Origin of the sequence: Streptomyces sp. NPDC056169, assembly GCF_042268445.1 — a bacterium.
In the GTDB taxonomy this organism is placed as follows: Bacteria; Actinomycetota; Actinomycetes; order Streptomycetales; family Streptomycetaceae; genus Streptomyces.
Map to the genome: position 1 here is coordinate 1 of NZ_JBHJUO010000019.1, position 25,762 is coordinate 25,762.

At 69.1% G+C, this 25,762-nt stretch carries 23 protein-coding genes; 16 read left to right on the plus strand and 7 right to left on the minus strand.

All coding sequences use genetic code 11. The features are described from left to right. Window positions 1-155: 155 nt before the first annotated feature. Window positions 156-446 (plus strand): hypothetical protein, encoded by a 291-nt coding sequence (locus tag ACFC0G_RS29130; RefSeq protein WP_376408568.1) that lies wholly within the window; start codon window positions 156-158, stop codon window positions 444-446. Window positions 447-661: 215 nt separating this feature from the next. After that, entirely contained in the window at window positions 662-877 is a 216-nt protein-coding gene (locus tag ACFC0G_RS29135) for a hypothetical protein (protein ID WP_376408571.1), read from the plus strand. Between the two features lie 27 nt (window positions 878-904). On the opposite strand, the gene ACFC0G_RS29140 is transcribed toward ACFC0G_RS29135, so the two are convergent. Then, the gene (locus ACFC0G_RS29140; RefSeq protein ID WP_376408574.1) at window positions 905-1,693 is read right to left on the minus strand and encodes a hypothetical protein; all 789 of its coding nucleotides are present in this window, start codon (window positions 1,691-1,693) and stop codon (window positions 905-907) included. A 305-nt stretch (window positions 1,694-1,998) separates the two neighbouring features. Here ACFC0G_RS29140 and ACFC0G_RS29145 point away from each other — a divergent pair, with 305 nt between their 5' ends. From ACFC0G_RS29145 to ACFC0G_RS29210, 14 genes are all read left to right on the plus strand, one after another. After that, complete coding sequence (locus ACFC0G_RS29145; RefSeq protein WP_376408577.1) at window positions 1,999-2,211, plus strand: hypothetical protein; 213 nt, start codon at window positions 1,999-2,001, stop codon at window positions 2,209-2,211. Window positions 2,212-2,302: 91 nt separating this feature from the next. Then, the gene (locus tag ACFC0G_RS29150; protein WP_376408580.1) at window positions 2,303-3,283 is read left to right on the plus strand and encodes a hypothetical protein; all 981 of its coding nucleotides are present in this window, start codon (window positions 2,303-2,305) and stop codon (window positions 3,281-3,283) included. Window positions 3,284-3,313: 30 nt separating this feature from the next. Beyond that, entirely contained in the window at window positions 3,314-4,513 is a 1,200-nt protein-coding gene (locus ACFC0G_RS29155) for a phage tail protein (RefSeq protein WP_376408583.1), read from the plus strand. Continuing rightward, on the plus strand, window positions 4,510-5,763 hold the full coding sequence (locus ACFC0G_RS29160) for a tape-measure protein (protein ID WP_376408586.1): 1,254 nt from the start codon (window positions 4,510-4,512) through the stop codon (window positions 5,761-5,763). Before ACFC0G_RS29155 ends, ACFC0G_RS29160 begins: the two co-directional genes overlap by 4 nt. 165 nt (window positions 5,764-5,928) lie before the next feature. Then, window positions 5,929-6,852 carry a phage tail protein gene (locus tag ACFC0G_RS29165; protein ID WP_376408589.1) on the plus strand — a complete coding sequence of 308 codons (924 nt, stop codon included), beginning with the start codon at window positions 5,929-5,931 and terminating at the stop codon, window positions 6,850-6,852. A gap of 162 nt (window positions 6,853-7,014) precedes the next feature. Further along, a complete protein-coding gene (locus tag ACFC0G_RS29170; RefSeq protein ID WP_376408592.1) occupies window positions 7,015-8,211 on the plus strand; it encodes a hypothetical protein in 1,197 nt (398 codons plus the stop codon). A 49-nt stretch (window positions 8,212-8,260) separates the two neighbouring features. Beyond that, the gene (locus ACFC0G_RS29175; RefSeq protein ID WP_376408595.1) at window positions 8,261-9,442 is read left to right on the plus strand and encodes a hypothetical protein; all 1,182 of its coding nucleotides are present in this window, start codon (window positions 8,261-8,263) and stop codon (window positions 9,440-9,442) included. Window positions 9,443-9,475: 33 nt separating this feature from the next. Next, window positions 9,476-10,624 (plus strand): hypothetical protein, encoded by a 1,149-nt coding sequence (locus ACFC0G_RS29180; RefSeq protein ID WP_376408598.1) that lies wholly within the window; start codon window positions 9,476-9,478, stop codon window positions 10,622-10,624. Window positions 10,625-10,636: 12 nt separating this feature from the next. Further along, window positions 10,637-11,737, plus strand: a complete 1,101-nt coding sequence (locus tag ACFC0G_RS29185) for a hypothetical protein (RefSeq protein WP_376408601.1) — start codon at window positions 10,637-10,639, stop codon at window positions 11,735-11,737. Beyond that, window positions 11,737-12,447: a hypothetical protein gene (locus tag ACFC0G_RS29190; protein ID WP_376408604.1), complete on the plus strand. Its 711-nt coding sequence runs from the start codon at window positions 11,737-11,739 to the stop codon at window positions 12,445-12,447. The genes ACFC0G_RS29185 and ACFC0G_RS29190 overlap by 1 nt, the downstream gene beginning before the upstream one ends. Before the next feature lie 32 nt (window positions 12,448-12,479). Continuing rightward, the gene (locus ACFC0G_RS29195) at window positions 12,480-13,037 is read left to right on the plus strand and encodes an ATP-binding protein (protein ID WP_376408607.1); all 558 of its coding nucleotides are present in this window, start codon (window positions 12,480-12,482) and stop codon (window positions 13,035-13,037) included. A gap of 87 nt (window positions 13,038-13,124) precedes the next feature. Beyond that, window positions 13,125-14,051 carry a peptidoglycan-binding protein gene (locus tag ACFC0G_RS29200; protein ID WP_376408609.1) on the plus strand — a complete coding sequence of 309 codons (927 nt, stop codon included), beginning with the start codon at window positions 13,125-13,127 and terminating at the stop codon, window positions 14,049-14,051. A gap of 22 nt (window positions 14,052-14,073) precedes the next feature. After that, the gene (locus ACFC0G_RS29205; RefSeq protein WP_362253242.1) at window positions 14,074-14,307 is read left to right on the plus strand and encodes a hypothetical protein; all 234 of its coding nucleotides are present in this window, start codon (window positions 14,074-14,076) and stop codon (window positions 14,305-14,307) included. After that, window positions 14,294-14,557: a hypothetical protein gene (locus ACFC0G_RS29210; protein WP_376408612.1), complete on the plus strand. Its 264-nt coding sequence runs from the start codon at window positions 14,294-14,296 to the stop codon at window positions 14,555-14,557. Before ACFC0G_RS29205 ends, ACFC0G_RS29210 begins: the two co-directional genes overlap by 14 nt. A gap of 98 nt (window positions 14,558-14,655) precedes the next feature. Here ACFC0G_RS29210 and ACFC0G_RS29215 read toward each other — a convergent pair whose 3' ends face one another. The 6 genes from ACFC0G_RS29215 to rplA all read right to left on the minus strand — a co-directional run bounded on the left by ACFC0G_RS29215 (window position 14,656) and on the right by rplA (window position 25,755). Next, a complete protein-coding gene (locus tag ACFC0G_RS29215; protein ID WP_376408615.1) occupies window positions 14,656-18,570 on the minus strand; it encodes a DNA-directed RNA polymerase subunit beta' in 3,915 nt (1,304 codons plus the stop codon). A gap of 100 nt (window positions 18,571-18,670) precedes the next feature. Further along, window positions 18,671-22,153 (minus strand): DNA-directed RNA polymerase subunit beta, encoded by a 3,483-nt coding sequence (gene rpoB, locus ACFC0G_RS29220; protein ID WP_376408618.1) that lies wholly within the window; start codon window positions 22,151-22,153, stop codon window positions 18,671-18,673. 549 nt (window positions 22,154-22,702) lie between these two features. Further along, the gene (rplL, locus tag ACFC0G_RS29225; protein ID WP_376408621.1) at window positions 22,703-23,083 is read right to left on the minus strand and encodes a 50S ribosomal protein L7/L12; all 381 of its coding nucleotides are present in this window, start codon (window positions 23,081-23,083) and stop codon (window positions 22,703-22,705) included. A 110-nt stretch (window positions 23,084-23,193) separates the two neighbouring features. Then, complete coding sequence (rplJ, locus tag ACFC0G_RS29230; protein ID WP_024755372.1) at window positions 23,194-23,724, minus strand: 50S ribosomal protein L10; 531 nt, start codon at window positions 23,722-23,724, stop codon at window positions 23,194-23,196. A gap of 245 nt (window positions 23,725-23,969) precedes the next feature. Further along, complete coding sequence (locus tag ACFC0G_RS29235) at window positions 23,970-24,899, minus strand: hypothetical protein (protein WP_376408624.1); 930 nt, start codon at window positions 24,897-24,899, stop codon at window positions 23,970-23,972. Window positions 24,900-25,026: 127 nt separating this feature from the next. Continuing rightward, complete coding sequence (rplA, locus tag ACFC0G_RS29240) at window positions 25,027-25,755, minus strand: 50S ribosomal protein L1 (protein WP_024755370.1); 729 nt, start codon at window positions 25,753-25,755, stop codon at window positions 25,027-25,029. Window positions 25,756-25,762: the final 7 nt, after the last annotated feature.

Sequence of the window (25,762 nt, forward strand, 5' to 3'; positions counted from 1 at the left end):
CTTTCCTTTTGTGGTGGCCTTTTAATTTTTTTAATATCCCCCCGCCCTTTCCCCCGCCCCCTTTTTATCTTACACCCCGGGGGGGGGGCGGGGGCCCCCCCGCCCCGCCCCACCCCTCTCCTCTTCACTCACTCGAACAAGGAGTACGCATCACCATGGCCCGTTTCGACGTCAACGCCGCCCGCGCCCAGCGACAGGAGGCCCACGGCCGCGCCTGGTCCTTCGAGCTGGACGGCGAGAGCTACACCCTGCCCACCGAGCTGAGCCGCGCCACCGCCAAGGCGCTGCGGAAGCTCGACGACAACGACGTGGACGGCCTGCTCGCGCTCCTGATGGGTGAGGAACAGTTCGCGCGCTTCGAGCACCACGACGTCACCGTGCAGGACATCGCCGCCATCCTGGAGGCCTACGGCAAGGAGACCGGGCTCGGCCTGGGGGAAGACTGAGCCTCGTCGAGTTCGTCGAAGAACACGCCGAGGCCCTTGAGGCGGACTTCCTCCGCTACTACGCCACCGATCTGCTCGACTGGCACCGCGGCGAGCTCTCCAGCCGCCGGGTCCTGGCGCTGATCAAACACCTGCCGCAGGACAGCGCCGTCCAGCGCGAGCTCCACGGCGAGGCCGCCGAGTGGTCGGTCACCGACCATCTGCTGGCGGCCACGGTGGACCATCTCGCCGTCGCCAACTGGATGTTCGCCTGCGTCAACGTGGGCGAGGACGGCGATGCGCCCGAGGCACCGAAGCCCGTCCCCCGTCCGGGAAACGCGGACGAGGACGAGGACGAGGGCCGGCAGGGCACGGAACAGGGCGGGCGGAACACGCCCGCCGGGGCGGACGACGCCACGTCCCCCCACGCCCTCGCCCGGTTCTTCGGGTGATCCCGCGGCCCCCGGAGCCCCCTCCCGTCAGGGAGTGGGCTCCGGGGGCGCTTCCTGTGCTCGCTCGGCGGCCATGTCCTCCGCCAGGGCCCTGGCCCGGTCGGACAGCCGGCGTCCCTTGCTCGCGCGCGATACCGGTACGGCCGGGTCGGGCTCCGGGTCGGGCTCCGGGTCGGGTTCCGGTTCGCGGCGGTCGGCGGCCACGCCGGGCTGGATCGGCACCCCGGCGAGCGGCGGGACGATCGGGCGCCCGCCCTTGCCGCGGACGACCTTCCGTACCGGCTGGGCGTTCCGGCGGGTACGGCTCTCCTGGGCGGTCAGCAGGACCTCGGGTTCCGCGTCCGGTTCGGGTCCCGTGCGGTGCTCCGGTTCGGGCTCGGCGCGCTGGTCGAACAGCTCGCGCTCCTTGCGGACGCGCTCCTCGGCCTCGACGACGGCCGCGGGGGGTTCGAGGAGCCGGGCGAAGGGCAGCGCGATGACCCTGGCGCCCTCCTGGCCGACGTCCGTACGGCGCTGGGGGCGGCGGATTCCCCGCGCGTCACCCTGTCCCTGCGCGTAGGCGTCGGCGACCCGCTTCTCGTACTCCCTGCGGATACGGGGGAGTTCGTCCGACACCGCCTCGGCCCAGCCGGCGGTGAAGGCGGCGGTCTCCCGTCGGTCGATCTCGGCCCGCGGGATCACGACGAGTTCGTCGGGCGCGTACCCGGCAAGGTGGACGAGCTCCGAAAGGTAGGCGAAAAGGTGGGGCAGATCTGGGTGGGCGTCGAGCCAGTCGACTACCCGCTCCCCCCGATTGGCGCCCGGCTCCGTTTCCATGCGTCAGTGCTGCCTTCCAGCCCCCTGGGGTCCCCGCGCGCCCCTCGCGCCCCTCGCGCCCCGAAGTGGTCGGCCCCAGGAATGCGTCCTCCAGGTTACCCGGTCGAACGCATGAACAGATCAAGGGCCAACCCGTAGGGGGAACGCCGGAGGAGACACGCCGTCAGACGTTTCCCGCTCGACAAACATCGAACAGATGCTCCACACTCTGTTCGCACAACAGTTCGAACACACGTGGTGCCCCCGCTCCTCAGTCCGCGGCGCCGCCACACACGCACGGGCAAGCAACCGGAAGGCAGGCGTCCATGACCCAGCAGGCCGAGTCATCGCGACCGCAGATCCCTCTCCAGGACCGCCTCCGCCAGCTCCTCGACGGACCCGTCGCCCTCGACAAGAGAGCGCTGCTCGGCACGCTGTACGCCGAGGTGTCCCGCCGCGAGACCGTCGCGTACACGGCCGGCTGGAACGACGCCCTCGCGACGGCGCGCCGCGGACCCCGCCGGGACGAGGACGCCTAGCCGCGCCCGCTGCCCCCCACGAACGAGCCCCCGCCGGAACCGGCGGGGGCTTTTCGGCGCTTGGCCCTCACGGGCCGGAAGCGGAGCAACCATGTCAACCCTCAGATTCGACCCGGCGAAGACGGTTCCGGAGCTCTCGGACAACCTGAAGGACCACCACCAGTACCTCTCGAAGGTCGACGGCGACCCGCTGCCCACGACCGGCTGGATGACGCAGCTGATGGCCCCCGCCAACAAGCTGATCGCGGACCTCAAGGCACAGCAGGACAAGGTCGCCGAGGAGGTCGTCAAGCCCACCTGGGAACAGGTCATGGAGAAGCTGGGCCTCGGACCGGTGGCCGAGATCATCAAGAAGGGCATCGAGGGGGGCATCGGGGCCGCCATCATCGCCGGCATCGTCGCCCTCGGCGGCATCATCGTCCCCCTCCTCATGATCGCGATCGGTGCCCTCCTGGTCTTCCAGCTGCAGAAGTGGCACGCCGGCAGGAACGCCAACAACCAGACGGTCGGCATGCGCCCCGACGGCAGCTTCGGCCGGCGGAACTTCACGGACATCCAGAACGAGCGGAACGGCGTCGCCGGCGGCGGCATCGCCGACCTCCCGGCGAACGCCAACTTCGACGCCCTGCGCAACCAGCTCATGCTGCTGAACCCGCACCTGGAGACGTTCAACAGGCACGCCCCCGACTTCGTCACGCACTTCAAGAAGCTGCCGACCGAGAGCAAGGCCACCAAGGCCGCGAAGGGCGTCAAGGCCGTCGCCGAAGCCGTCGCGAACGTCGACCACCAGGCGATGCCCCTGGTCGCCAGCGGCATGGGCAAGATCAACGGCGCCGTGAAGAACTCGGACCCCAAGAAGACGGCCAGGTTCGCCGACGGCATCGGGAAGCTCAAGATCGCCATGACCGGCCTCGACGTGGACAAGGTCCCGAAGGCGGGGACCTTGGGGCAGGCGGCCGACGCCGCCCAGCGACTCGCCGAGAAGACCGGGACCCTCGCCCAGAAGATGCGCGACTTCGCCCGGGAGGTCAGCAGCATCAACGCCGAGCTCGGCGGCGCCACCAATCCCTGATCCCACGTCACCACGGAAGGAGGAACACCCATGTCTCTCGTCAGAAACCTCAAGAACGCGTCCACGGCCCTCGGCAACCTCAAGACCCAGGCGTCCGGCGCCGGCACCTCGGTCAAGAAGGTCGGCGACGCCGGCAAGGCGGCCTCCGGCCACCTGAAGAACCTGCGCACCAACGCCCAGGGCTCCACCGGCCAGCTCAAGAACCTGAAGACCGCGTCGGACCAGGCCGAACGCGCCATGAAGAAGGCCGGCGACACCGCTCAGTCCGCCGGCGGAAAGCTCGGCAAGTACGAGTCGGGCGCCGGCAAGGCCGCCAAGGGCCAGGACAAGCTCAACAAGTCCATGAAGGGCAACATCCTCGCCCGGCTCCTCGAACTCTTCATGCCGCTCATCGAGAAGATCGTCGAGATGGCGATGCGCTCGAAGACGATGCAGACGGTCATGAAGAAGGCGTTCGACGCCATCAAGACCGTCATCAGCGCCGTCATGAAGGCCATCGGCCCGATCATGAAAAAGGCCGGCGACCTGATCAAGACGGTCTGGAACGGCATCAAGACCGCCATCTCCACCGTCGTCAAGGCCGTCGCCACGGTCATCAAGACCTACGTGAACATCTGGAAGACGGTCATCACCACGGTGATGAACGCGATCAAGAGCATCATCAGCGGGGTCTGGAACGGCATCAAGGCCGTCATCACGCCGGTCGTCGACTGGATCAAGACCACGATCCCGAAGGCGTTCACCGCCGTCAAGGACAAGATGTCGGACATCTGGAACGGCCTCAAGGACATCGCGTCCCGGGCGTTCGACGGCATCAAGAGCGGCGTGAAGGGCCCGATCAACTCCGTCATCGGCCTCATCAACTCGATGATCGGCAGCCTCAACCGCGTCAAGGTCAGCGTCCCCGGCTGGGTCCCGATCGTCGGCGGCAAGACCTTCGGCGTCAACCTGCCGACCATCCCCATGCTCGCCACCGGCGGTGTCGTCATGCCCCGCCACGGCGGTGTCCCGGCGATCCTCGCCGAGGCCGGCGAGGCCGAGGCCGTCCTCCCGCTCTCCAAGCTGGACCGGCTGCTCGCCCTCACCGCACAGCGCGCCCGCACCGCCGCGGGACCGCAGGCCGGCCGGGACGGCGCCGGACTGCACATCGAGCACTACCACGCCGCCCGCGGCAGTGACCCGCAGTCCACGGCCGACGCCCTGATGTACCTGGCGAAGGCACGCGGATGAGTGCGGTCGCAGCCATGCCGAACTTCCGCGGGGCCGTCGGACCGGTCGACAACCTGCTGCGGGGAATCGGTTCGGCGGGCGGCTCCCTCAAGCAGCTCAAGCAGGGCATCCAGCAGGCCTCGAGGGGGCTCGGCGGCCTCCACACCATGGCCCGCAACGCCGGGACGACCCTGAAGCCCCTCGGCCAGGGCGCGGCCGGCGCCGCCGGCTCCGTCGACAGGATCCGCCGGTCCACCGCACCCGACCGCATCAAGCGGATCGGCACCGCGGCCGGCAAGGCCCGTACCGCCGCGGGCAAGATCGGCACCGGCGTCGGCGGGATCCTCGCCCTGCTGCTCCCGATGCTCCCCGTCGCCGACGTCATCACCGGCCTGATGGGCACCTTCGGCACCGTCATGACCGTCGCCTCCGTCGCCATGACCGCCATCAACGTCGCCATGCGGGCCAACCCGCTCGGCTTCGTCGTCGGCATCATCGTGCCGATCGCGGCGGCCATCATCGAGTTCGCGCTGAACTCCGAGACCGGCCAGCGGATCATGGAGCAGGTCTTCGAGCACGCCTTCGCGGTCATCGAGGAGATCTGGGCGTTCCTCGCCCCGTTCGTGGAGCTGATCGGGACGGCGATCGGGACCTACTTCGAGGGGTACCTGGCCCTGATCACCGGAGTGATCACGGGCATCGGCGCCGTCATCGGCGGCATCACGAAGCTCGAGTCCGCCGTCTCCTCGGCGTGGAACGCGCTGCGCGGGATCGCCTCCGGCGCGATGGACGGCATCAAGAACGCCGTACGGCCGGTCGTCTCCTGGATCACCGAGTCCGTCCCCGGCTTCTTCCGGACCGCGAAGGACGCGGTCTCCGGGGCCCTGCGCGGGATCGGCGACCTGATCGAAGGCGCCCTGAGCACCGTGATCGGGGTCGTCAAGGGACCGATCAACGGCCTGATCGCCTTCGTCAACTGGATCATCGACGGTCTCAACAAGCTCAGCTTCGAGATCCCCTTCACCGGCAAGAAGTTCGGCGTCGACCTCGACAAGATCCCGATGCTCGCCGACGGCGGCATCGTCTTCCCGGGCGGCGACGCGGACGAGTACCGCATCGACTCGCTCTCCCAGCTGGAGAACCGCCGCGTCCCGGCCCTCACCGAGGCGCCCCGGCAGCCGCACCGCGTCCGGGAGTTCCACGAGGCGCCGGGCGCCGGCCCCCGGTCGACCGCCGAGGACCTGCTCTTCCTCGCGGCCGCCCACGGCTGACCGCTCGCCTGCGGATCGACCGTCCACGGCTGACCGCCCGCCCGCGGATCGGCCGTCCGCCGTTGACCGCCCGCCCGCACCGCCGGGCGACGGCCCGCCCGCGAGCGACCGCCCGCCCCTGACACACCCCGCCGACCTCCCATCAGAAGTGAGGTGACGGCCCCCATGGCCGAGACCACCACCGCATACGCCGGAAACACCTACACCGCCGACCTCGCGCCCGGCTCGCTGATCACCCAGGACGGGCAGATCCAGTGGGCCGGGCTGCTCATCGGGCCCGGCACGCCGTTCGCCGTCGACAAGTCCGGCCTCTCCGGCTGGGAAGACCTGCCCGAGTACGACTCCTCCGACGCCGACCGGCCGACCTCCCACGGAGCCTGGCCGGGCTCCCGGTTCGCCAAGCCGCGCAAGGTCGGCGGCACGATCGTGCTGATGCCGGAGTACGACCACGCCACCGAGGCCATCCGCGCGCTGCGCCAGGCGCTCGCCCTCCTCGACGAGGAGCGCTGGCTCACCGTCCGGCTGCACGGCGAGCTGCTCGCCGTACGCGCCCGGATCGCCCAGCGCGTCGTCCCCGCCGACCAGGGCTTCGCCACCCAGGGCAGCTCGCGCATGTCGGTCCAGTGGCTGGCGTCCGACCCCCGCCGGTACGGCGTCACCGAGCAGATGGTCAGCACGACGGCCCCGCAGCCCGAGCGGGGTCTCGAATGGCCCCTCACGTGGCCGCTCACCTGGGGCGAGGCCAAGAGCACCGGTGACGCCGTCGCCGTGAACACCGGCTCCGCCGCCTGCCATCCGGTGATCGTCTTCCGCGGCCCGTGCTCCGTCCCCACCGTCACCGAGCGGACCACCCGCCGCCGGTTGCGGTACGCGATCGACCTGGCCGCCGGCGACGAACTCGTCGTCGACACCGGCGCGGGCACGGTCATGCTCAACAACTCCGCGTCGCGACGGCACACCGCGATGGCCGACTCCAACCCGGAGGAGCTGTTCGCGCTCGAACCGGGCCGTACCGAACTGTCCTTCCGGCCCGACTCGGCCACCCCGGACGCCCAGATGACGGTCCGCTGGCGCAGCGCCGAATGGTGACGCGCCACCGCTGACCCCGGCCCGGCCGACCCCCGGCGCCGATCCCGGCAGCCGACCCCGGCAGCCGACCCCGGCCACCCGATCTCAGGCCTCCGGCCACCGATCCCCGGCCACCCGATCCCCCCTGATCCCGCCGCCCCGACCGTCACGGAGAGGTGACCCATGACCGTACGCGCCGCTTGGCTCCAGACCACCGGCCAGACCCGCGAGGACACCCGGCTCGCCCTCGCCGCCCTGCTCACCCCCAGTGGCCAGAGCGCCGAGGAGACCCCGCTGCGCTCGCGGCCGGGCATCCTGCCGGGCGGTTTCGTCCTGACCGGCAGCTCGCCCATGCAGTGCTCCATCGGCACCGGCCGGGCGATCGTCCAGGGCAAGGACACCGCCCAGGGTGCCTACCTCGTCGCCGTCACCTCCCCGGAGCTCCTCACCATCGCCGACGGCGACCCGATGTACGACCGGATCGACCTGATCGAGCTCGCGGTCGTCGACGACGCCTACGACCGCACCGGTGTCACGGAGGCGGTGGTCCGCCTGGTCAAGGGCACCCCCGCCGCCTCCCCCGCCGCCCCGGCGAGCGGACCGGGCAGCACGATCCCGCTCTACACGGTCCTGGTGCCGAAGGGCATCTCCGCCGGCGCCGGCGGCATCCTGTGGAGCACCTCGGCCGTCACCGTCATGCACTGGCCGGTCGTGGCGCTCGGCGGCATCCTGCCCGCCAGCGGCTTCAAGGGCGCGTACGTCGGCCAGTACCGCGACACCGCCGGGCTCCTCCAGCGCTGGGACGGGACGACCTGGGTCTCGTACCCCAAGCCCATCGGCGGCATCGCCCCGAGCACCACGGCCGCCGGCGGCTACACCGGCCAGTACCGGGACAACGGCGGCGGACTCCAGCGCTGGAACGGTTCCTCCTGGCAGTACGTCGAAGGCGCCTCGACCGTGCTGTTCAGCGCCACGCAGTGGCAGACCGCCCAGGCGCAGAGCGTCGCCCCCAACACCTGGACCGTGCTCAGCCTGCCCACCGTCGAGATCGACGACGCCGCCGCCTGGACCACGAACACCACCTACGTCGTGCCGCGCACCGGCTGGTGGCGGGTCTCCGGACACGCCACCTGGGCCAACGAGTCCCAGACCGGCATGCGCGGCGCCCGCGTCATGGTCGGCGGTGTCGGCCAGTCCCGGCTGACCTGGCTCATCCCCGCCGGCAACGGCGCCATTTCCGTGGGCGGGAGCGGCCTGCTCCGGCTGGTCGCCGGCGAGACCCTCCAGCTCTCCGGCTTCCACAACCACACCGCGGCGATCAAGACCCTCGGCGGCTCGGGCTACGCCTGCAACCTCTCCGCCGAATGGGTCAAGTCCTGACGCCCCCGACCGCTGAACCGTCCTTCCCCTCCTCGAACGGAGAAACCCCATGAACCTGCGCAGCAGCTGGGTCGCCGAGACCGGCCAGACCCGCGAGGACACCCGCCTCACCCAGACCGGCGTGACGACGCTGGCCAACCCCGTCCAGGTCCGGTCCGGCGTCCTGCCGGGCTCGTACTCCGGCCAGTACCGGCTGTCCGGCTTCTGGACGACCGGCACCTCCGCCATGACGGCGACCGTCTCCGAGGGCCGGGCCGTCGTCCAGGGCGAGATCTCCCAGGGCGTCTACCCGGTGACCCTGCCGACCTCCGTGGTCGTCACCTTCGAACCGGGCGACGCCCAGTACGGCCGCATCGACCTGATCGTCGTCCGGATCTACGACAACCTCTACGACTCCTCGAACCGCAACGAGGCGAAGGTCGAGATCATCAAGGGCGTCCCCGCCCCGACTCCGCAGGCCCCGGCCGTCCCGCCGCGCACCCTCGCGCTGTACGAGGTGACCGTCCCGGCCACCGTCAGCGCGGGCAACGGCGGCATCCCGTGGGCGACCTCCCTCAAGGACCTGCGCACCCCGATCGTCTCCCTCGGCGGCATCCTCCCGGTCGAGGGCCCGGTCTTCCCCGGCGCCTACCCGGGCCAGTACCAGGACTCCGGCGGCGCCCTCCAGCGCTGGGACGGCAGCGCCTGGGTGCCGTACCCGTCCGCGCTGGGCGGCATCGCCCCGGCCGGCGCGGTCAACGTCGCCAGCTACACGGGCCAGTACCGGGACACCGCGAGCGGCGTGCTCCAGCGGTGGAACGGCACGGCGTGGGCGCCGGCGGTGCCGGGACCGGCCTTCGTCGACAACTCCGACTACGGGGACACCGCGTCGACCACATACACCCCGACGCTCGCGGCGCGGGCCACGAACCCGCTCGCGGTCTCCTTCACCGCCACGACGTCGAAGGTCATCGTCAGCTTCGGCGGCCGCATGAAGTCCCGTGACGACCACTACTGCTTCATGGCGCTCAAGCTCACCCAGGGCGCCACGGTCGTCCAGGACCTCGACGACGAGCACGCGACCATCGTCGCCAGCACCACCACGATCTCGGCCTCCACCACGCGCCGGATCTCCAACCTGACGCCCGGCACGACCTACACGCTCACCGCGTACTTCCGGATCCTCGCCAACACCCTGGGGCTCAAGGCCGGTTTCGACAACACGTTCATCCGCGTCGACCCGCTGGCGTAACCGCCGTCCGCCCCCCTCTCTCCGGGAGAACCCATGACCTTGCACACCGGTTGGCTCGCCCCCACGGGACAGACCCGCCAGGGCACCCGCCACATCGCCGTCGGTGCCACCACCCCGGCCACTCCGCTCACCGCCCGCTCCGGCATCCTGCCCGGCACCAATGACGGCAAGTACCGCGTCGGCGGTCTGTGGCTGAGCGGCAACGGCCCGATGACCGCCACCGTCTACGCGGGCCGGGCGGTCATCCAGGGCCCCGCCGCCCAGGGCGCCTACCCCGTCACGCTCGACCAGGACACCGTCGTCACCTTCGCCGACGGCGACCCGCTGAACGACCGGCTCGACCTCGTCGTCCTCCGCGTGTACGACGACCAGTACGACAGCTCGCGGCGGAGCGAGGCCGCCATCGAGATCGTCAAGGGCACCCCGTCGGCCGTCCCCGCGGTCCCCGCGGCGCCCCCGGTCTCCCTCCCCCTGTTCAGCGTCAAGGTGGCGGCCGGCACCTCCGCCGGCAGCAACGGCATCCTCTGGTCGGCGACCGGCGTCGTCACCGACCTGCGCGTCACGACGGCCGGCGTCGGCGGCATCCTGCCCGTCTACAACAACGCGGCCGTGCCCGGCGCCTACCCGGGGCAGTACCAGGACAACGACAACACGCACTTCCTCCAGCGCTGGGACGGCACCGGCTGGGTCGCGTACCCCCGGGAGATCGGCGGCATCGCCCCCAACGGCTCTCTGCCCACGGGCAGTTACGCCGGACAGTTCCGCGAGGCGAACGGTGTCCTCCAGCGCTGGAACGGCACCTCCTGGGTGAACTACCACGCGCCGTACGACCACGAGACGATCACCACCGGCGCCGTCGCGCAGCCCGGCTGGAGCGTGTCGTCGTTCTGGGCCCGCCGCACCCGCGACGGCGTCGTCACAGTGCGCCTCAGCGTCACCCGCGCCGGTGCGGACATCGTCGCCAGCGCGAGCGGCGGCATCTCCGACTTCCCCCTCGCCACCCTGCCCGCGGGCTGGAACCCGGGCACGACGTTCGACGCCGTGGCCTCCAACTCCGTGGGCTCCGGCACCGCCACCTTCTACACCTACACCAACTCGCCGGTCACCCTGCGCGACTGGAGCGCCAACGGCACCATCGCCAACACCGGGGGACTGAACGTCTCCGCCACCTACATCCTGTAAGGGAGGAACGCGATGGCACTCGACACTCCCTACCGGGCGATCTTCTGCGATCTGCTCTCGGACCAGACCATCGACATCCTGCCCCTGCGGGACGTCCAGTTCGACGACTACATCGGCAAGGCCGGCTCCCTCTCCGGCACCATCCCCATCCCCGACCGGGCGATCGCCGAGCGCGTCCGCCAGGTCGAGGAGGGCCGCACCGCGGTCTACCTGGAGCGCGGCGGCGACCTGTGGTGGGGCGGCATCATCTGGACCAGCACCCTGCAGAGCAGCGAGCGCGGGGTGATGACGCTCTCCATCCAGGCCGCGACTTTCGACTCGTACGCCGCCCGCCGCCGCATCCGTACGAAGATCGACGTCACGACGCCCACCGACCAGCTGGAGATCGCCCGGACGCTCTGGAAGGAGCTCCAGAAGGCCAACGGCGGCAAGATCCGTGTCGAGTACGGGGAGGAGGTCTCCACAACCAAGCGGACCGCGAGCTGGCGCAAGGGCGACGAAACCCTCTACTCGGAGGCGCTCGAACAGCTCGCCTCCCTCGACGAGGGCTTCGAGCACCAGATCATGGTCTACCGGGACCCGGTCGACGGACGACGGATCCGCCAGCTCCGGCTCGGCGCGCCCAAGATCCGTACCGGCGCCACCGACCTGGTCTTCGACCGGCCCGGCACGATCCTGTCGTACTCCTTCCCGCGCGACGCGACCCGCGGTGGCACCACCTCCATGGCGCGCGGCGCGTCGATCAACTCCAACGCCGCCGCCGAGTCCCGGCCGCTGTACTCGGGCGAGAAGGAATCCCCGCTGATCAAGGGCGGCTGGCCGCGGATCGACCTGTCCTCGGACCACAACGAGATCACCTCCCAGGCCACCCTGGAGAAGATGGCCGAGAACGAGCTCGCCCAGGCCGCCGGCGCCGTCGTCATCCCCGAGATCACCATCCGGCTCGGCGGGGTCGTGCCGCCGGCGCTGCTCGGCCGCTCCGCCCGGATCCGGATCACCGACGAGTGGCACACCCCCGGCCTCGACGCCCGCTACCGCATCGTCGGCGTCAAGGTCAGGCCGCCGGAGCGCGGCCGCCCCGACACCGCCGAGCTCTACCTTGAGGAGGCCTGATGCCCCAGCTGCCCGAGGACATCATCGACCGGCTGACCCAGATGGAGCGCCGGATCCAGGCGCTGTCCACCGCGGTCAACACCCGGCCCGCCATGAACGAGGTCACCGACGGCGCCCTCAACGTCAAGCTGCCGAACGGCACCTCCGTCCTCCAGGTCGGCAAGTGGGACGCCGACCCGGAGAAGAGCGAGTACGGGGTGGCGGTGCGCCGCCAGACCGGCGAGCTGGCCATCGCCCTGTACAACGGCAGCGGCAGCGACACGACCAAGCAGGTGCTGCGGTTCTACGACGCGTACGGCCACGAGGTCTTCTCCGACGACATCGGCGCCGGCGGCCTCGCCCGGCCCTGGCTCGCGATGCTGCCGCCGCAGGACCTCGCCTCCGTGAACTGGCCGGCGACCGGTTCCCTGAACAACTGGGCGACGATCGCCCGCTCGTACAACCCGGTCTGGCAGCCGCGGATGCGCCTGCTGATGGAGACCCGCGTCAGCGCGGGCGCGACCGGCGAGGTGAAGGTGATCATCGACGGCGCCACCCAGTTCGGCGGGACCGTCGCCGCCGGCAGCCAGTTCGACGTCACCGACGCGATCGTCAGCGACATCACGACGCGTTTCGGCACCACCGCCAAGATCGAGATCCAGGCCCGGGTCACCAGTGCCTCCGGCACCGTCTACGCCAAGCCGGTCCTGATGTACGGCACCCAGAGCTGAGCCGTCCCGCCCCCATGGAGAGGAACACCCGCATGATCATCGACCCGGCACAGCCCTGGGGCGTGGCCATCGACTACGCAGGCCGCGCCACCGTCACCGACGGCGGTCACACGCTCGACGTCCGCATCTACGACACCACGCTCGGCGGCGCGCTGGAGGTGGACCCGATGACCGGCGAGTACCCGCAGGTCTACGTGACCGCCCAGCTCGGCGAGGCCGGCGCGGCCGGCTCCGCGCTGCGCGGCAGCGGGCTCGTCATCCTCAACGCGCAGGGCGGCCGGCCGGTCGGCCCGAGCCCGGAGGCCGTACGCGACGCCGTCGCCGCCGCGCTCGCCGACTTCGAGACCCGCCGGGCGGCCTACGCCGCGCTCTGCGCCACCTGGGCACCGCCGGCCCCGGACCCGACGCCGGACCCGGCCCCCACGCCGGAGCCCACTCCCGAGCCGACCCCCGAGCCGACCCCGGAACCCGTCCCGGAGCAGCCCGGCACCGAAACGCCCAAGGAACCGCAGGCCGCCCCCGAAGCGGCCGACGCCCCGGAGGCCACCGCCGAAGCGCCCAAGGACGCGGAGCCCAGCCCCACCCCGTAGCCGCGGCCCCGCCCCACCCGTACGAACGCCCGACCCGTACGTCCGCCCGCCCGAGTGCGGGCCTTCTTCATGTCCGGAGGACACCAGATGGCCACTCCCCTGCCCGCGGACCGGCTCCTCGCCGCACTCCGCGCCGAAGGCGTCACCGTCGTCGAACACCCCGGCTGGCGCACCCACAACCGCAACCACACCGGCGCCTGGGGCCCCGTCACCGGCGTGATGATCCACCACACCGTCTCCACCGGCACCGCCTCCTCCGTCGAGCTCTGCTTCAACGGCTACGAAGGCCTGCCCGGACCGCTCTGCCACGGCGTCATCGCCAAGGACGGCACCGTCCACCTCGTCGCCAACGGCCGCGCCAACCACGCCGGCGGCGGCGACCCGTCCGTCCTCCAGGCCGTGATCAGCGAGACGTACGGGGACCGGCCGCCGACCCCCCGCGCCCACCAGGGCAGCCCGAACGCCGTCGACGGGAACTCCCGCTTCTACGGCTTCGAGTGCATCAACCTCGGCAACGGCGCCGACCCCTGGCCGGCCGCCCAGCTCGACGCGATCGAACGGGTCTCCACCGCCCTCTGCCGGGCCCACGGCTGGGGCGCCCGCTCCGTCATCGGCCACCTGGAGTGGTCCGACTGGAAGAGCGACCCCAAGGGCTTCGGCATGCCGACGATGCGCGACCGCGTCCAGGCCCGCCTCGCCAAGGCCCCCGCCAAGAACACCCCGGGGAGCGGCGGGCCCGGCGCCGGAAAGCCGGCCGCCCCCCGCCTCCACCCCTTCCCGGGCACCTCGTTCTTCCGCAAGGAGACGAGCTCCCCGGTCATCACGGCGATGGGCCGCCGCCTCGTCGCCGAGGGCTGCTCCGCGTACACCGTCGGCCCGAGCCCCCGCTGGGGCGAGGCCGACCGGCTCAGCTACGCCAAGTGGCAGCACAAGCTCGGCTTCCGCGGCTCCGACGCCGACGGCATCCCCGGCGCCGCCTCCTGGAGCGCGCTGAAGGTCCCGTACACGAAGTAGCCCGCACGAGAGGAGACCCCCGATGTCCGATGCCGCCAAGCGCACGGCCCGCACCGTCCTCCAGTCCGCCGTCGGCATCGCCGTCGTGCTCCCCGCGATCGTCGACGCCTCCGGCGTCCCCGCGACCCTCCCCTGGGTCGCCGGGGCGCTGGCCGTCGCCGGCGGACTGACCCGGGTGATGGCCCTCGACGCGGTACAGCACCTGCTGCCGTCCTGGCTGCGCAGCTCCCCCGGCGGTGCCGATGACCGAGTCTGACCCGAACGACCCCGTCGCCGTCGCCCTCGAACTGGAACGCCTCCGCGGCACCCTGGAGGCCGGTTTCGCCCGCGTCGACGGCTCGCTCGCGCTGCTCGTCCAGCGCAGCGACCAGACCGACAAACAGCTGGCCGACCACGAGGCCCGGCTCGACGCCCTGGAACGCGCCCGCTGGCCGCTGACCAGCATCGCCGCGCTCACCGCGAGCGCCGGCGTGCTCGTCGCCGTCTGGGAACTGGCCGCGCGCTGACGACACCCGGGTGACGGGGCCCGGCCGACGAAGCCGGCCGGAAACGCCGAAGGGCGGCCACCCCGCAATCGGGGTGACCGCCCTTCGGTTCGCACTACTTACTGGTTGTACGGACCGTAGTCGTAGTCCTCCAGCGGAACGGCCTGGCCGGAGCCCGAGCCGAACGGCGAGTAGTCGATGTCGTCGTAGCCGACGGCCGAGTACATCGCGGCCTTGGCCTCTTCGGTCGGCTCGACCCGGATGTTGCGGTAGCGGGCGAGGCCCGTACCGGCCGGGATGAGCTTACCGATGATGACGTTCTCCTTGAGGCCGACCAGGGAGTCCGACTTGGCGTTGATCGCCGCGTCGGTCAGAACCCGGGTCGTCTCCTGGAAGGACGCCGCCGACAGCCACGACTCGGTGGCGAGCGAGGCCTTGGTGATACCCATCAGCTGCGGACGGCCGGAGGCGGGGTGACCGCCCTCGGTGACCACACGACGGTTCTCGGTCTCGAACTTCGAGCGCTCGACGAGCTCGCCCGGCAGCAGCTCCGCGTCGCCGGACTCGATGATCGTCACGCGGCGCAGCATCTGCCGGATGATGATCTCGATGTGCTTGTCGTGGATCGACACGCCCTGCGAGTTGTAGACCTTCTGGACCTCGGCGACCAGGTGGATCTGGACCGCACGCTGACCGAGGATGCGCAGCACGTCGTGCGGGTTGGTGGCACCCACGGTGAGCTTCTGGCCCACCTCGACGTGGTCGCCCTCGCCCACGAGCAGACGGGCACGCTTCGAGATCGGGAACGCCGTCTCGTCGGTGCCGTCGTCCGGGGTGACGACGATCTTCTTGGTCTTCTCGGTCTCCTCGATACGGATGCGGCCGGCCGCCTCCGAGATCGGGGCGACACCCTTGGGCTGACGGGCCTCGAAGAGCTCGACGACACGGGGCAGACCCTGGGTGATGTCGTCACCGGCCACACCACCGGTGTGGAAGGTACGCATCGTCAGCTGGGTACCGGGCTCACCGATGGACTGGGCGGCGATGATGCCGACCGCCTCACCGATGTCGACCAGCTTGCCGGTGGCGAGCGAACGGCCGTAGCAGAACGCACAGGTACCGACGGCGGACTCACAGGTCAGGACCGAACGGGTCTTGACCTCCTCGACGCCCGCGTTGACGAGGGCGTCGATGAGCACGTCACCCAGGTCGACGTTGGCCGGCGCGATGACCTTGCCGTCGACGACGACGTCCTCGGCGAGCATCCGCGCGTACACGGAGGTCTCGACGTCGTCCGTCTTCCGCAGGACACCGGTCTCGTCCTTGGCCGCGATCCGCAGCTTCAGACCGCGCTCGGTGCCACAGTCCTCCTCGCGGATGATGACGTCCTGCGAGACGTCCACCAGACGACGGGTCAGGTAACCCGAGTCGGCGGTACGCAGGGCGGTGTCGGCGAGACCCTTACGGGCACCGTGCGTGGAGATGAAGTACTCGAGGACGGTGAGGCCCTCACGGAACGACGCCTTGATGGGACGCGGGATCGTCTCGTTCTTGGCGTTCGACACCAGACCACGCATACCGGCGATCTGACGCATCTGCATCATGTTTCCTCGGGCACCCGAGTCAACCATCATGAAGATGGGGTTCGTCTTGGGGAAGTTCGCGTTCATCGCCTCGGCAACCTCGTTGGTCGCCTTGGTCCAGATCGCGATGAGCTCCTGCGTGCGCTCTTCCTTGGTGATCAGGCCGCGCTCGTACTGCTTCTGGACCTTCTCGTCCTGCGCCTCGTAGCCCTTGACGATCTCCTTCTTCGCCTCGGGAACGACGACGTCGGAGATGGCCACGGTGACACCGGAACGGGTCGCCCAGTAGAAGCCCGCCGCCTTCAGGTTGTCGAGCGTCGCCGCCACGATGACCTTGGGGTAGCGCTCGGCGAGGTCGTTGACGATCTCGGAGAGCTGCTTCTTGCCGACGGAGTAGTCGACGAACGGGTAGTCCTCGGGCAGCAGCTCGTTGAAGAGCGCGCGACCCAGGGTCGTCCGCAGACGGAACGAGTCACCCTGCTGCCACTCACCGGCGGCGACGGAGTCGTCACCCTCCTCCGTGACCGGGGGAACCCAGCCGCGGGGAGCGACCGTGCCGACGGGGAAGCGGATGTCGATCTCGGACTGCAGCGCCAGCTCGCCGGCGTCGAACGCCATGATCGCCTCGGCCGTGGAGCCGAACGCACGGCCCTCGCCCTTGGTGTCACGGAGCTCACCGTCGGTGGTCAGGAAGAACAGACCGAGGACCATGTCCTGGGTCGGCATCGTGACCGGACGGCCGTCGGCCGGCTTCAGGATGTTGTTCGAGGACAGCATCAGGATGCGGGCCTCGGCCTGCGCCTCCGCGGAGAGCGGCAGGTGCACGGCCATCTGGTCACCGTCGAAGTCCGCGTTGAACGCGGTGCAGACGAGCGGGTGGATCTGGATGGCCTTGCCCTCGACCAGCTGGGGCTCGAAGGCCTGGATGCCGAGGCGGTGCAGCGTGGGCGCACGGTTCAGCAGAACCGGGTGCTCGGCGATGACCTCTTCGAGGACGTCGTACACGACCGTGCGGCCGCGCTCGACCATCCGCTTGGCGCTCTTGATGTTCTGCGCGTGGTTCAGGTCGACCAGGCGCTTCATCACGAACGGCTTGAAGAGCTCCAGCGCCATGGCCTTCGGCAGACCGCACTGGTGCAGCTTCAGCTGCGGACCCACGACGATGACGGAACGCGCGGAGTAGTCCACACGCTTGCCGAGCAGGTTCTGACGGAAACGACCCTGCTTGCCCTTGAGCATGTCGCTCAGGGACTTCAGCGGGCGGTTACCCGGACCGGTGACCGGGCGACCACGGCGGCCGTTGTCGAACAGCGCGTCGACGGCCTCCTGCAGCATCCGCTTCTCGTTGTTCACGATGATCTCGGGGGCACCGAGGTCAAGGAGACGCTTGAGGCGGTTGTTGCGGTTGATCACGCGGCGGTACAGGTCGTTCAGGTCGGAGGTCGCGAAGCGGCCACCGTCCAGCTGCACCATCGGACGCAGGTCCGGCGGGATGACCGGCACGCAGTCGAGAACCATGCCCTTGGGGCTGTTCGCGGTCTGCAGGAACGCGGAGACGACCTTGAGGCGCTTGAGCGCACGGGTCTTCTTCTGGCCCTTGCCGGTACGGATGATCTCGCGGAGGCGCTCGGCCTCCTCCTCGAGGTCGAAGGACTCCAGGCGCTTCTGCAGGGCAGCCGCACCCATCGAACCGTCGAAGTACGTGCCGAAGCGGTCACGCAGCTCGCGGTAGAGGAGCTCGTCGCCCTCCAGGTCCTGGACCTTGAGGTTCTTGAAGCGCGACCAGACCTCGTCCAGACGGTCGATCTCGCGCTGCGCACGGTCGCGCAGCTGCTTCATCTCGCGCTCGGCACCTTCGCGCACCTTGCGGCGCACGTCGGCCTTCGCGCCCTCGGCCTCAAGCTCGGCCAGGTCGTTCTCGAGCTTCTTGGCGCGGGCCTCCAGGTCGGAGTCGCGACGGTTCTCGATCTGCTGACGCTCGACGGAGACGTGCGCCTCGAGCGAGGGCAGGTCACGCGTACGACGCTCGTCGTCGACGAACGTGATCATGTACGCCGCGAAGTAGATGACCTTCTCGAGGTCCTTCGGGGCGAGGTCGAGCAGGTATCCGAGGCGCGACGGGACGCCCTTGAAGTACCAGATGTGGGTGACGGGAGCGGCGAGCTCGATGTGGCCCATCCGCTCACGACGCACCTTGGCGCGGGTGACCTCGACGCCACACCGCTCACAGATGATGCCCTTGAAGCGGACACGCTTGTACTTGCCGCAGTAGCACTCCCAGTCCCGGGTCGGACCGAAGATCTTCTCGCAGAAGAGTCCGTCCTTCTCGGGCTTGAGCGTGCGGTAGTTGATGGTCTCCGGCTTCTTGACCTCGCCGTGGCTCCACTGACGGATGTCGTCAGCGGTAGCCAGACCGATCCGGAGCTCGTCGAAGAAGTTGACGTCGAGCACTATGCGTCAATCCCTCTCAGGGTTGTAAGTCTTGGGGTCTGGAACGGGGGTCCTGGGGCCGGCCGGGGGTTCATTGCTGAACCCCCGGTCCGGACTCCCGTCAGACCTCTTCGACGCTGCTCGGCTCGCGCCGGGACAGGTCGATACCGAGCTCCTCCGCTGCGCGGAAGACGTCCTCGTCGGTGTCGCGCATCTCGATGGACATGCCGTCCGAAGAGAGCACCTCCACGTTGAGGCACAGGGACTGCATCTCCTTGATGAGCACCTTGAAGGACTCGGGGATGCCGGGCTCAGGGATGTTCTCGCCCTTGACGATGGCCTCGTAGACCTTCACGCGGCCGGTCACGTCGTCGGACTTGATCGTCAGCAGCTCCTGGAGGGCGTACGCGGCGCCATAAGCCTCAAGCGCCCACACCTCCATCTCACCGAAGCGCTGGCCACCGAACTGGGCCTTACCACCCAGCGGCTGCTGGGTGATCATCGAGTAGGGACCGGTCGACCGAGCGTGCAGCTTGTCGTCGACCAGGTGGTGGAGCTTGAGGATGTACATGTACCCGATGGAGATCGGGTCCGGGAACGGCTCGCCGGAGCGGCCGTCGAACAGCCTCGCCTTACCGGTCGGCTGCACCATGCGCTCGCCGTCGCGGTTCGGGATGGTGTGGTTCAGCAGACCCGCGAGCTCGTCCTCACGCGCACCGTCGAAGACGGGGGTGGCGACGTTGGTGCCCGGGGCGACCTGGTCGGCACCGATGGCCTGCAGGCGCTGCGCCCAGTCGTCCGCCAGGCCGGAGACGTCCCAGCCGCGGCTGGCGAGCCAGCCGAGGTGGATCTCCAGGACCTGTCCCGGGTTCATTCGGGACGGGACACCCAGCGGGTTGAGGATGATGTCGACCGGCGTGCCGTCCTCAAGGAAGGGCATGTCCTCGATCGGAAGGATCTTGGAGATGACACCCTTGTTGCCGTGACGGCCGGCGAGCTTGTCACCGTCGGTGATCTTGCGCTTCTGGGCGACGTAGACGCGGACCAGCTGGTTCACGCCCGGGGGAAGCTCGTCGCCCTCTTCGCGGTCGAAGACGCGGACGCCGATGATCTTGCCGATCTCGCCGTGGGGCACCTTCAGCGAGGTGTCACGGACCTCACGGGCCTTCTCACCGAAGATCGCGCGGAGCAGGCGCTCCTCCGGCGTCAGCTCGGTCTCGCCCTTGGGCGTGACCTTGCCGACGAGGATGTCGCCGGCGACGACCTCGGCACCGATACGGATGATGCCGCGCTCGTCGAGGTCGGCGAGGACCTCCTCGGAGACGTTCGGGATGTCCCGGGTGATCTCCTCCGGGCCGAGCTTGGTGTCACGGGCGTCGACCTCGTGCTCCTCGATGTGGATCGAGGAGAGGACGTCGTCCTGCACGAGGCGCTGCGACAGGATGATCGCGTCCTCGTAGTTGTGACCCTCCCACGGCATGAACGCCACGAGCAGGTTCTTGCCGAGCGCCATCTCGCCGTCTTCGGTGGCGGGACCGTCGGCGAGGACCTGGCCCTCGATCACGCGGTCGCCCTCGTCGACGACGACCTTCTGGTTGACCGAGGTGCCCTGGTTCGAGCGCGAGAACTTGTGCAGGCGGTACGTGATGTACGTGCCGTCGTCGTTGGCGACCGTGACGTAGTCGGCCGACAGCTCCTGGACGACACCGTCCTTCTCGGCCTTGAGCACGTCGCCGGCGTCGGTGGCGCAGCGGTACTCCATGCCGGTGCCGACGAGCGGGGCCTCCGACTTGATCAGCGGCACCGCCTGACGCATCATGTTCGCGCCCATGAGGGCACGGTTGGCGTCGTCGTGCTCGAGGAACGGGATCATGGCGGTCGCGACCGACACCATCTGGCGCGGCGAGACGTCCATGTAGTCGACCTCGGCCGGCAGGACGTAGTCGACCTCGCCGCCACGCTTACGCACCAGGACGCGGTTCTCGGTGAGCCGCATGTCGTCGTTGAGCGCGGCGTTGGCCTGCGCGATGACGAAGCGGTCCTCCTCGTCGGCGGTGACGTAGTCGACCTCGTCGGTGACCTGGCCGTCGATGACCTTGCGGTACGGCGTCTCGATGAAGCCGAACGCGTTGACGCGGCCGTACGAGGCGAGCGAACCGATCAGACCGATGTTCGGGCCTTCGGGGGTCTCGATCGGGCACATGCGTCCGTAGTGGGACGGGTGCACGTCTCGGACCTCGAAGCCGGCCCGCTCACGGGACAGACCACCAGGGCCCAGCGCCGAGAGACGACGCTTGTGCGTCAGACCCGACAGCGGGTTGTTCTGGTCCATGAACTGCGACAGCTGCGAGGTGCCGAAGAATTCCTTGATCGACGCCACGACCGGGCGAATGTTGATCAGGGTCTGCGGCGTGATCGCCTCGACGTCCTGCGTGGTCATCCGCTCGCGGACGACGCGCTCCATACGAGCCAGACCCGTGCGGACCTGGTTCTGGATGAGCTCGCCGACGTTGCGCAGACGACGGTTGCCGAAGTGGTCGATGTCGTCGGTCTCGACGACGATCTCGTTGCCGTTCTCGCCGACCGTCTCGGTCTCGCCCGCGTGGAGCTTGACCAGGTACTTGATCGTGGCGATGACGTCGTCGGTGGTGAGCACGCCGGCGTCCAGCGGCTCGTCGGCGCCGAGCTTCTTGTTCACCTTGTAGCGGCCGACCTTCGCGAGGTCGTAGCGCTTCGGGTTGAAGTAGAGGTTCTCGAGCAGCGTCTGAGCGGCCTCACGGGTCGGCGGCTCGCCCGGACGCAGCTTGCGGTAGATGTCGAGCAGCGCGTCGTCCTGGCCCTGGGTGTGGTCCTTCTCCAGGGTGGCGCGCATGGACTCGTACTCGCCGAACTCCTGCAGGATCTGCTCGGTGGTCCAGCCGAGAGCCTTCAGCAGAACGGTGACCGACTGCTTGCGCTTGCGGTCGATGCGGACACCGACCAGGTCGCGCTTGTCGATCTCCATCTCCAGCCAGGCACCCCGGGACGGGATGATCTTGGCGGAGAAGATGTCCTTGTCGGACGTCTTGTCGATCGAGGAGTCGAAGTAGACACCCGGCGATCGGACCAGCTGCGACACCACGACACGCTCGGTGCCGTTGATGACGAAGGTGCCCTTGTTGGTCATGAGCGGGAAGTCGCCCATGAAGACCGTCTGGGACTTGATCTCGCCGGTCTCGTTGTTGGTGAACTCGGCGGTGACGAAGAGCGGGGCACCGTACGTGAAGTCACGGTCCTTGCACTCGTCGATCGAGTTCTTCGGCGGCTCGAAGCGGTGGTCGCGGAAGGTCAGCGACATCGACCCGGAGAAGTCCTCGATCGGCGAGATCTCCTCGAAGATCTCTTCCAGGCCGGACTTCGTGGGGACGTCCTGTCCCGACTCAAGGGCAGCCTCGACGCGAGCCTTCCAGGCGGCATTGCCGAGCAGCCAGTCAAAGCTCTCGGTCTGCAGCGCGAGGAGGTTCGGAACCTCGAGGGGCTCCCTGATCTTTGCAAAGGAGATGCGCAGCGGGGCGGTGCTTGCGCCGTTGTTCGTATTGGTCGAGGCGTTGCGCGAGGCGGCCAAGAGGGGGTCCTTCCGAGGGCTCGGACTCACTACGCGCGTACCGGTCCCCAGCAATGCTTTGCGGCAGACTTTTCCTGAGATGACCGAAAGGCCAGTTCAGACGGGGTCGGTCCACGAAGCGGATGCGAAGGTATGCCCCTGGTGACGGGCAGGGGGCAGCTAACAGGCAGCGCAAAGGGTCAGTGTAGCCACTTGGCTCACTGATGTCCAGGGCGAATAATTCGCGACCCTCGTTGCTCTCAACTCCGCGGTACCTCGCGCCGTGCGGCGCACCTCGATACTGCCCGTTCAGTCGTCGATCCATGCCTCGGATACGGATCGTTGTGACGACGCGTCCTGAGAATTGCGCGCTGCGTGCGGTTCGTCAAGGCCCCCCGGTCTGCGGGGCGCACGGCGAAGATCACCATACTCCGCCTCCGGCGGCCCTCGGGGGCCCCGCCACGCCCTTCCCGGGGAACGCCGAAAGGCGACCACCCAGAAGGGTGATCGCCTTTCGATGCCCTCGCGTTACACGAGGGCAGGAGTCAGCTTCAGCGACTCGAAACGGTCTTACTTGACCGTGACGGAGGCGCCGGCGGCCTTGAGGGACTCGGCAGCCTTCTCGGCGACGTCCTTCGCGACCTTCTCGAGGACGGCCTTCGGGGTGCCGTCGACGAGGTCCTTGGCCTCCTTGAGGCCCAGGGAGGTGAGCTCGCGCACGACCTTGATGACCTGGATCTTCTTGTCGCCGGCGCCCTCGAGGACGACGTCGAACTCGTCCTGCTCCTCAGCGGCCTCGGCGGCAACCGGGGCACCCGGGCCGGCAACGGCGACGGCCGCGGCGGCGGTGACGTCGAACTTCTCCTCGAACGCCTTAACGAACTCGGAGAGCTCGATGAGGGTGAGCTCCTCGAACTGGGCGAGAAGTTCGTCCTGGGTGAGCTTCGCCATGATGGGCGATCCTTCCACTAATTCGGCAGGTGCCGGATGTATAGAGAGGCGGGCGTAACGGCCCGCTGCGACCCACGCACTAGGCGGCGTGGATCAATGCGCGAGCCGAATTACTCGGCACCGCCCTGCTCGGCGAGCTTGACGCGAAGCGCCTCCGCAGTGCGGACGAACTTCGACGGCAGCGCCTGGAAGAGCGAGGCAGCCTGAGACTGCTTGCCCTTGAACGCGCCGGCCAGCTTGCTGAGCAGAACCTCGCGGGACTCGAGGTCCGCAAGCTTCTTGATCTCATCGGCGGTCAGCGCCTTACCGTCAAGGACACCGCCCTTGATGATGAGGTTCGGGTTCTCCTTGGCGAAGTCACGAAGACCCTTCGCCGACTCCACCGGGTCACCGGTGATGAAGGCAGCGCCCGTCGGACCGGTGAACTGGTCGTCGAGCGAGGTGATCCCGGCCTCGTTGGCCGCAATCTTGGTCAGCGTGTTCTTCACCACGGCGTACTGGGCGTTCTCACCGAGCGAACGACGCAGCGTCTTGAGCTGCGCGACGGTGAGACCCCGGTACTCGGTCAGCACGACGGCGCTCGAGCTCTGGAACTTGTCCTTGAGCTCGGCTACCGCGGCAGCCTTGTCGGGCCTTGCCATGAGCGCGGCCTCCTTCCGGGTGATGGGACCGCGCGGAAGGGGCTAACAAAACAAAACGCCCCGGCGCAGGCGCCAGGGCTTAGCTCGACCGCATCACAAGGATTCGGGAACTCATCCACAGTCACCTGCGCGGGTCGTTCGCATCTCAGCGAATCCTTCGGCCACCGCACCCGAGTGGGAGCAGCGACGACCAGCGGTCTTTGGCTTCTGTGGAAGCGTACGTGACGGGGCGCGGTTCGGGCAAATCAGCCCTGCTTGAGGCCCTCGCCGAGCTCCTTCAGCATCTGGAAGAGGTCCAGGGTGTCCTTGGCCGGCGGGGCCTGGACGGCGGCCTTGGTGCCGTAGTCGCTGTAGTCCGCCCGCATCTGCATCGAGCCCTCGGCCATGGTCATGCCGATGTCCATGCGCGCCGGGTAGCCGTCCTCGTTGACCCAGACCTCGGTGTCGTAGCCCTTGAGGCCCGACTTCTTCACGCCGGCGAGGAGCTTGTCGTAGTCCTCCTTGGGGAGCAGCTTCGAGGAGTCGCCGGCCTTGAGCATCTGCTCGACCGTGAGCGTCCCCTTGTAGTGCTGCGTCTCCATGCCGTTGATCTTCTCGGCGCCGACGTGCTTGAGGTTCGGCGAGTCGAGGAGCAGGGCGAGCTGCTGGGCCGGGTCCTGGTTCATGCTCTCCAGGCCGCCGGTCATCTGCTTCTGGAGGGCCTTGTCGCCGGAGGCCTCCGCGGCGGCCGTCAGGTCCAGCTTCATCCAGCGCTTGCCGTCCATCTCGGCGGCCTGCTTCGCACCCATGTCCATGTACATGACGTTGTCGAGCATGACCATGCGGACCTGCTCGGGTGCGTCACCGCCGGCACCGGCACCGGCGCCGGCGGCGCTCAGCATGGAGCCCTTCATGGTGATGTCCATGACCGCGGGGTCCCAGCCCTGGACGCCGGTCATCTCGGCGGTGCCCGAGTCCGCGCCGGCGCCGGTCATGCTCATCGTCATCTTGATCTTGGCGGCCTTGGCGGCCGAGGTCTTCTCGTACGCGGCCTGGATGACCTTGGTGACGTCCCCGCGGCTCTGCACCTCGGCGCCCGCCTTGGCGTCCCCGCCGTCCTGACACCCCGCGACGGCCACGACGGCGGCCGTGGCCGTCAGGGCGACGCCCGCGCGCTTCCATGCGGACATGTTCATGAGCGTTCCCCACCCCTTGGTGATTCTTTACGGTCCCTTGAACCGTAACAAAGAACAGGCCCCCGCCTCTCCGAGGAGAGGCGGGGGCCTGTTGAGCACTCAGTGAACCGTGTGAGGTTCGGCCCGGCTAGACAGCGGCCGGGTCCTCCTCGACGAGGAGGTTACGGGTGCGGTTCGAGTCCAGCGGGATGCCGGGGCCCATCGTCGTCGTCAGGGTCGCCTTCTTGATGTAGCGGCCCTTGGCGGCGGACGGCTTCAGACGAAGGATCTCGTCCAGGGCCGCGGCGTAGTTCTCGACCAGCTTCGTCTCGTCGAAGGAGACCTTGCCGATGATGAAGTGCAGGTTCGAGTGCTTGTCGACGCGGAACTCGATCTTGCCGCCCTTGATGTCGTTGACAGCCTTCGCGACATCGGGGGTGACGGTGCCGACCTTGGGGTTCGGCATGAGACCACGCGGGCCGAGGACGCGGCCGAGGCGGCCGACCTTGCCCATGAGGTCCGGGGTGGCCACAACGGCGTCGAACTCGTTCAGGCGGTTGCCCTTGGAGATCTCGTCGATGAGCTCGTCGGAGCCGACGATGTCGGCGCCGGCGGCGATCGCGGCCTCGGCACGGTCACCGGTCGCGAAGACCAGGACCCGGGCGGTCTTGCCGGTGCCGTGCGGGAGGTTCACGGTGCCGCGGACCATCTGGTCGGCCTTGCGCGGGTCGACGCCCAGGCGGAAGGCGACCTCGACGGTTCCGTCGAACTTGGTGGCGGCGGTGTCCTTGGCGAGACGGACGGCCTCGAGGGGGGCGTAGTTGCGCTCCCGGTCGATCTTGGCGTCCGCGGCGCGGAGAGCCTTGCTGCGCTTCACTTCTTCT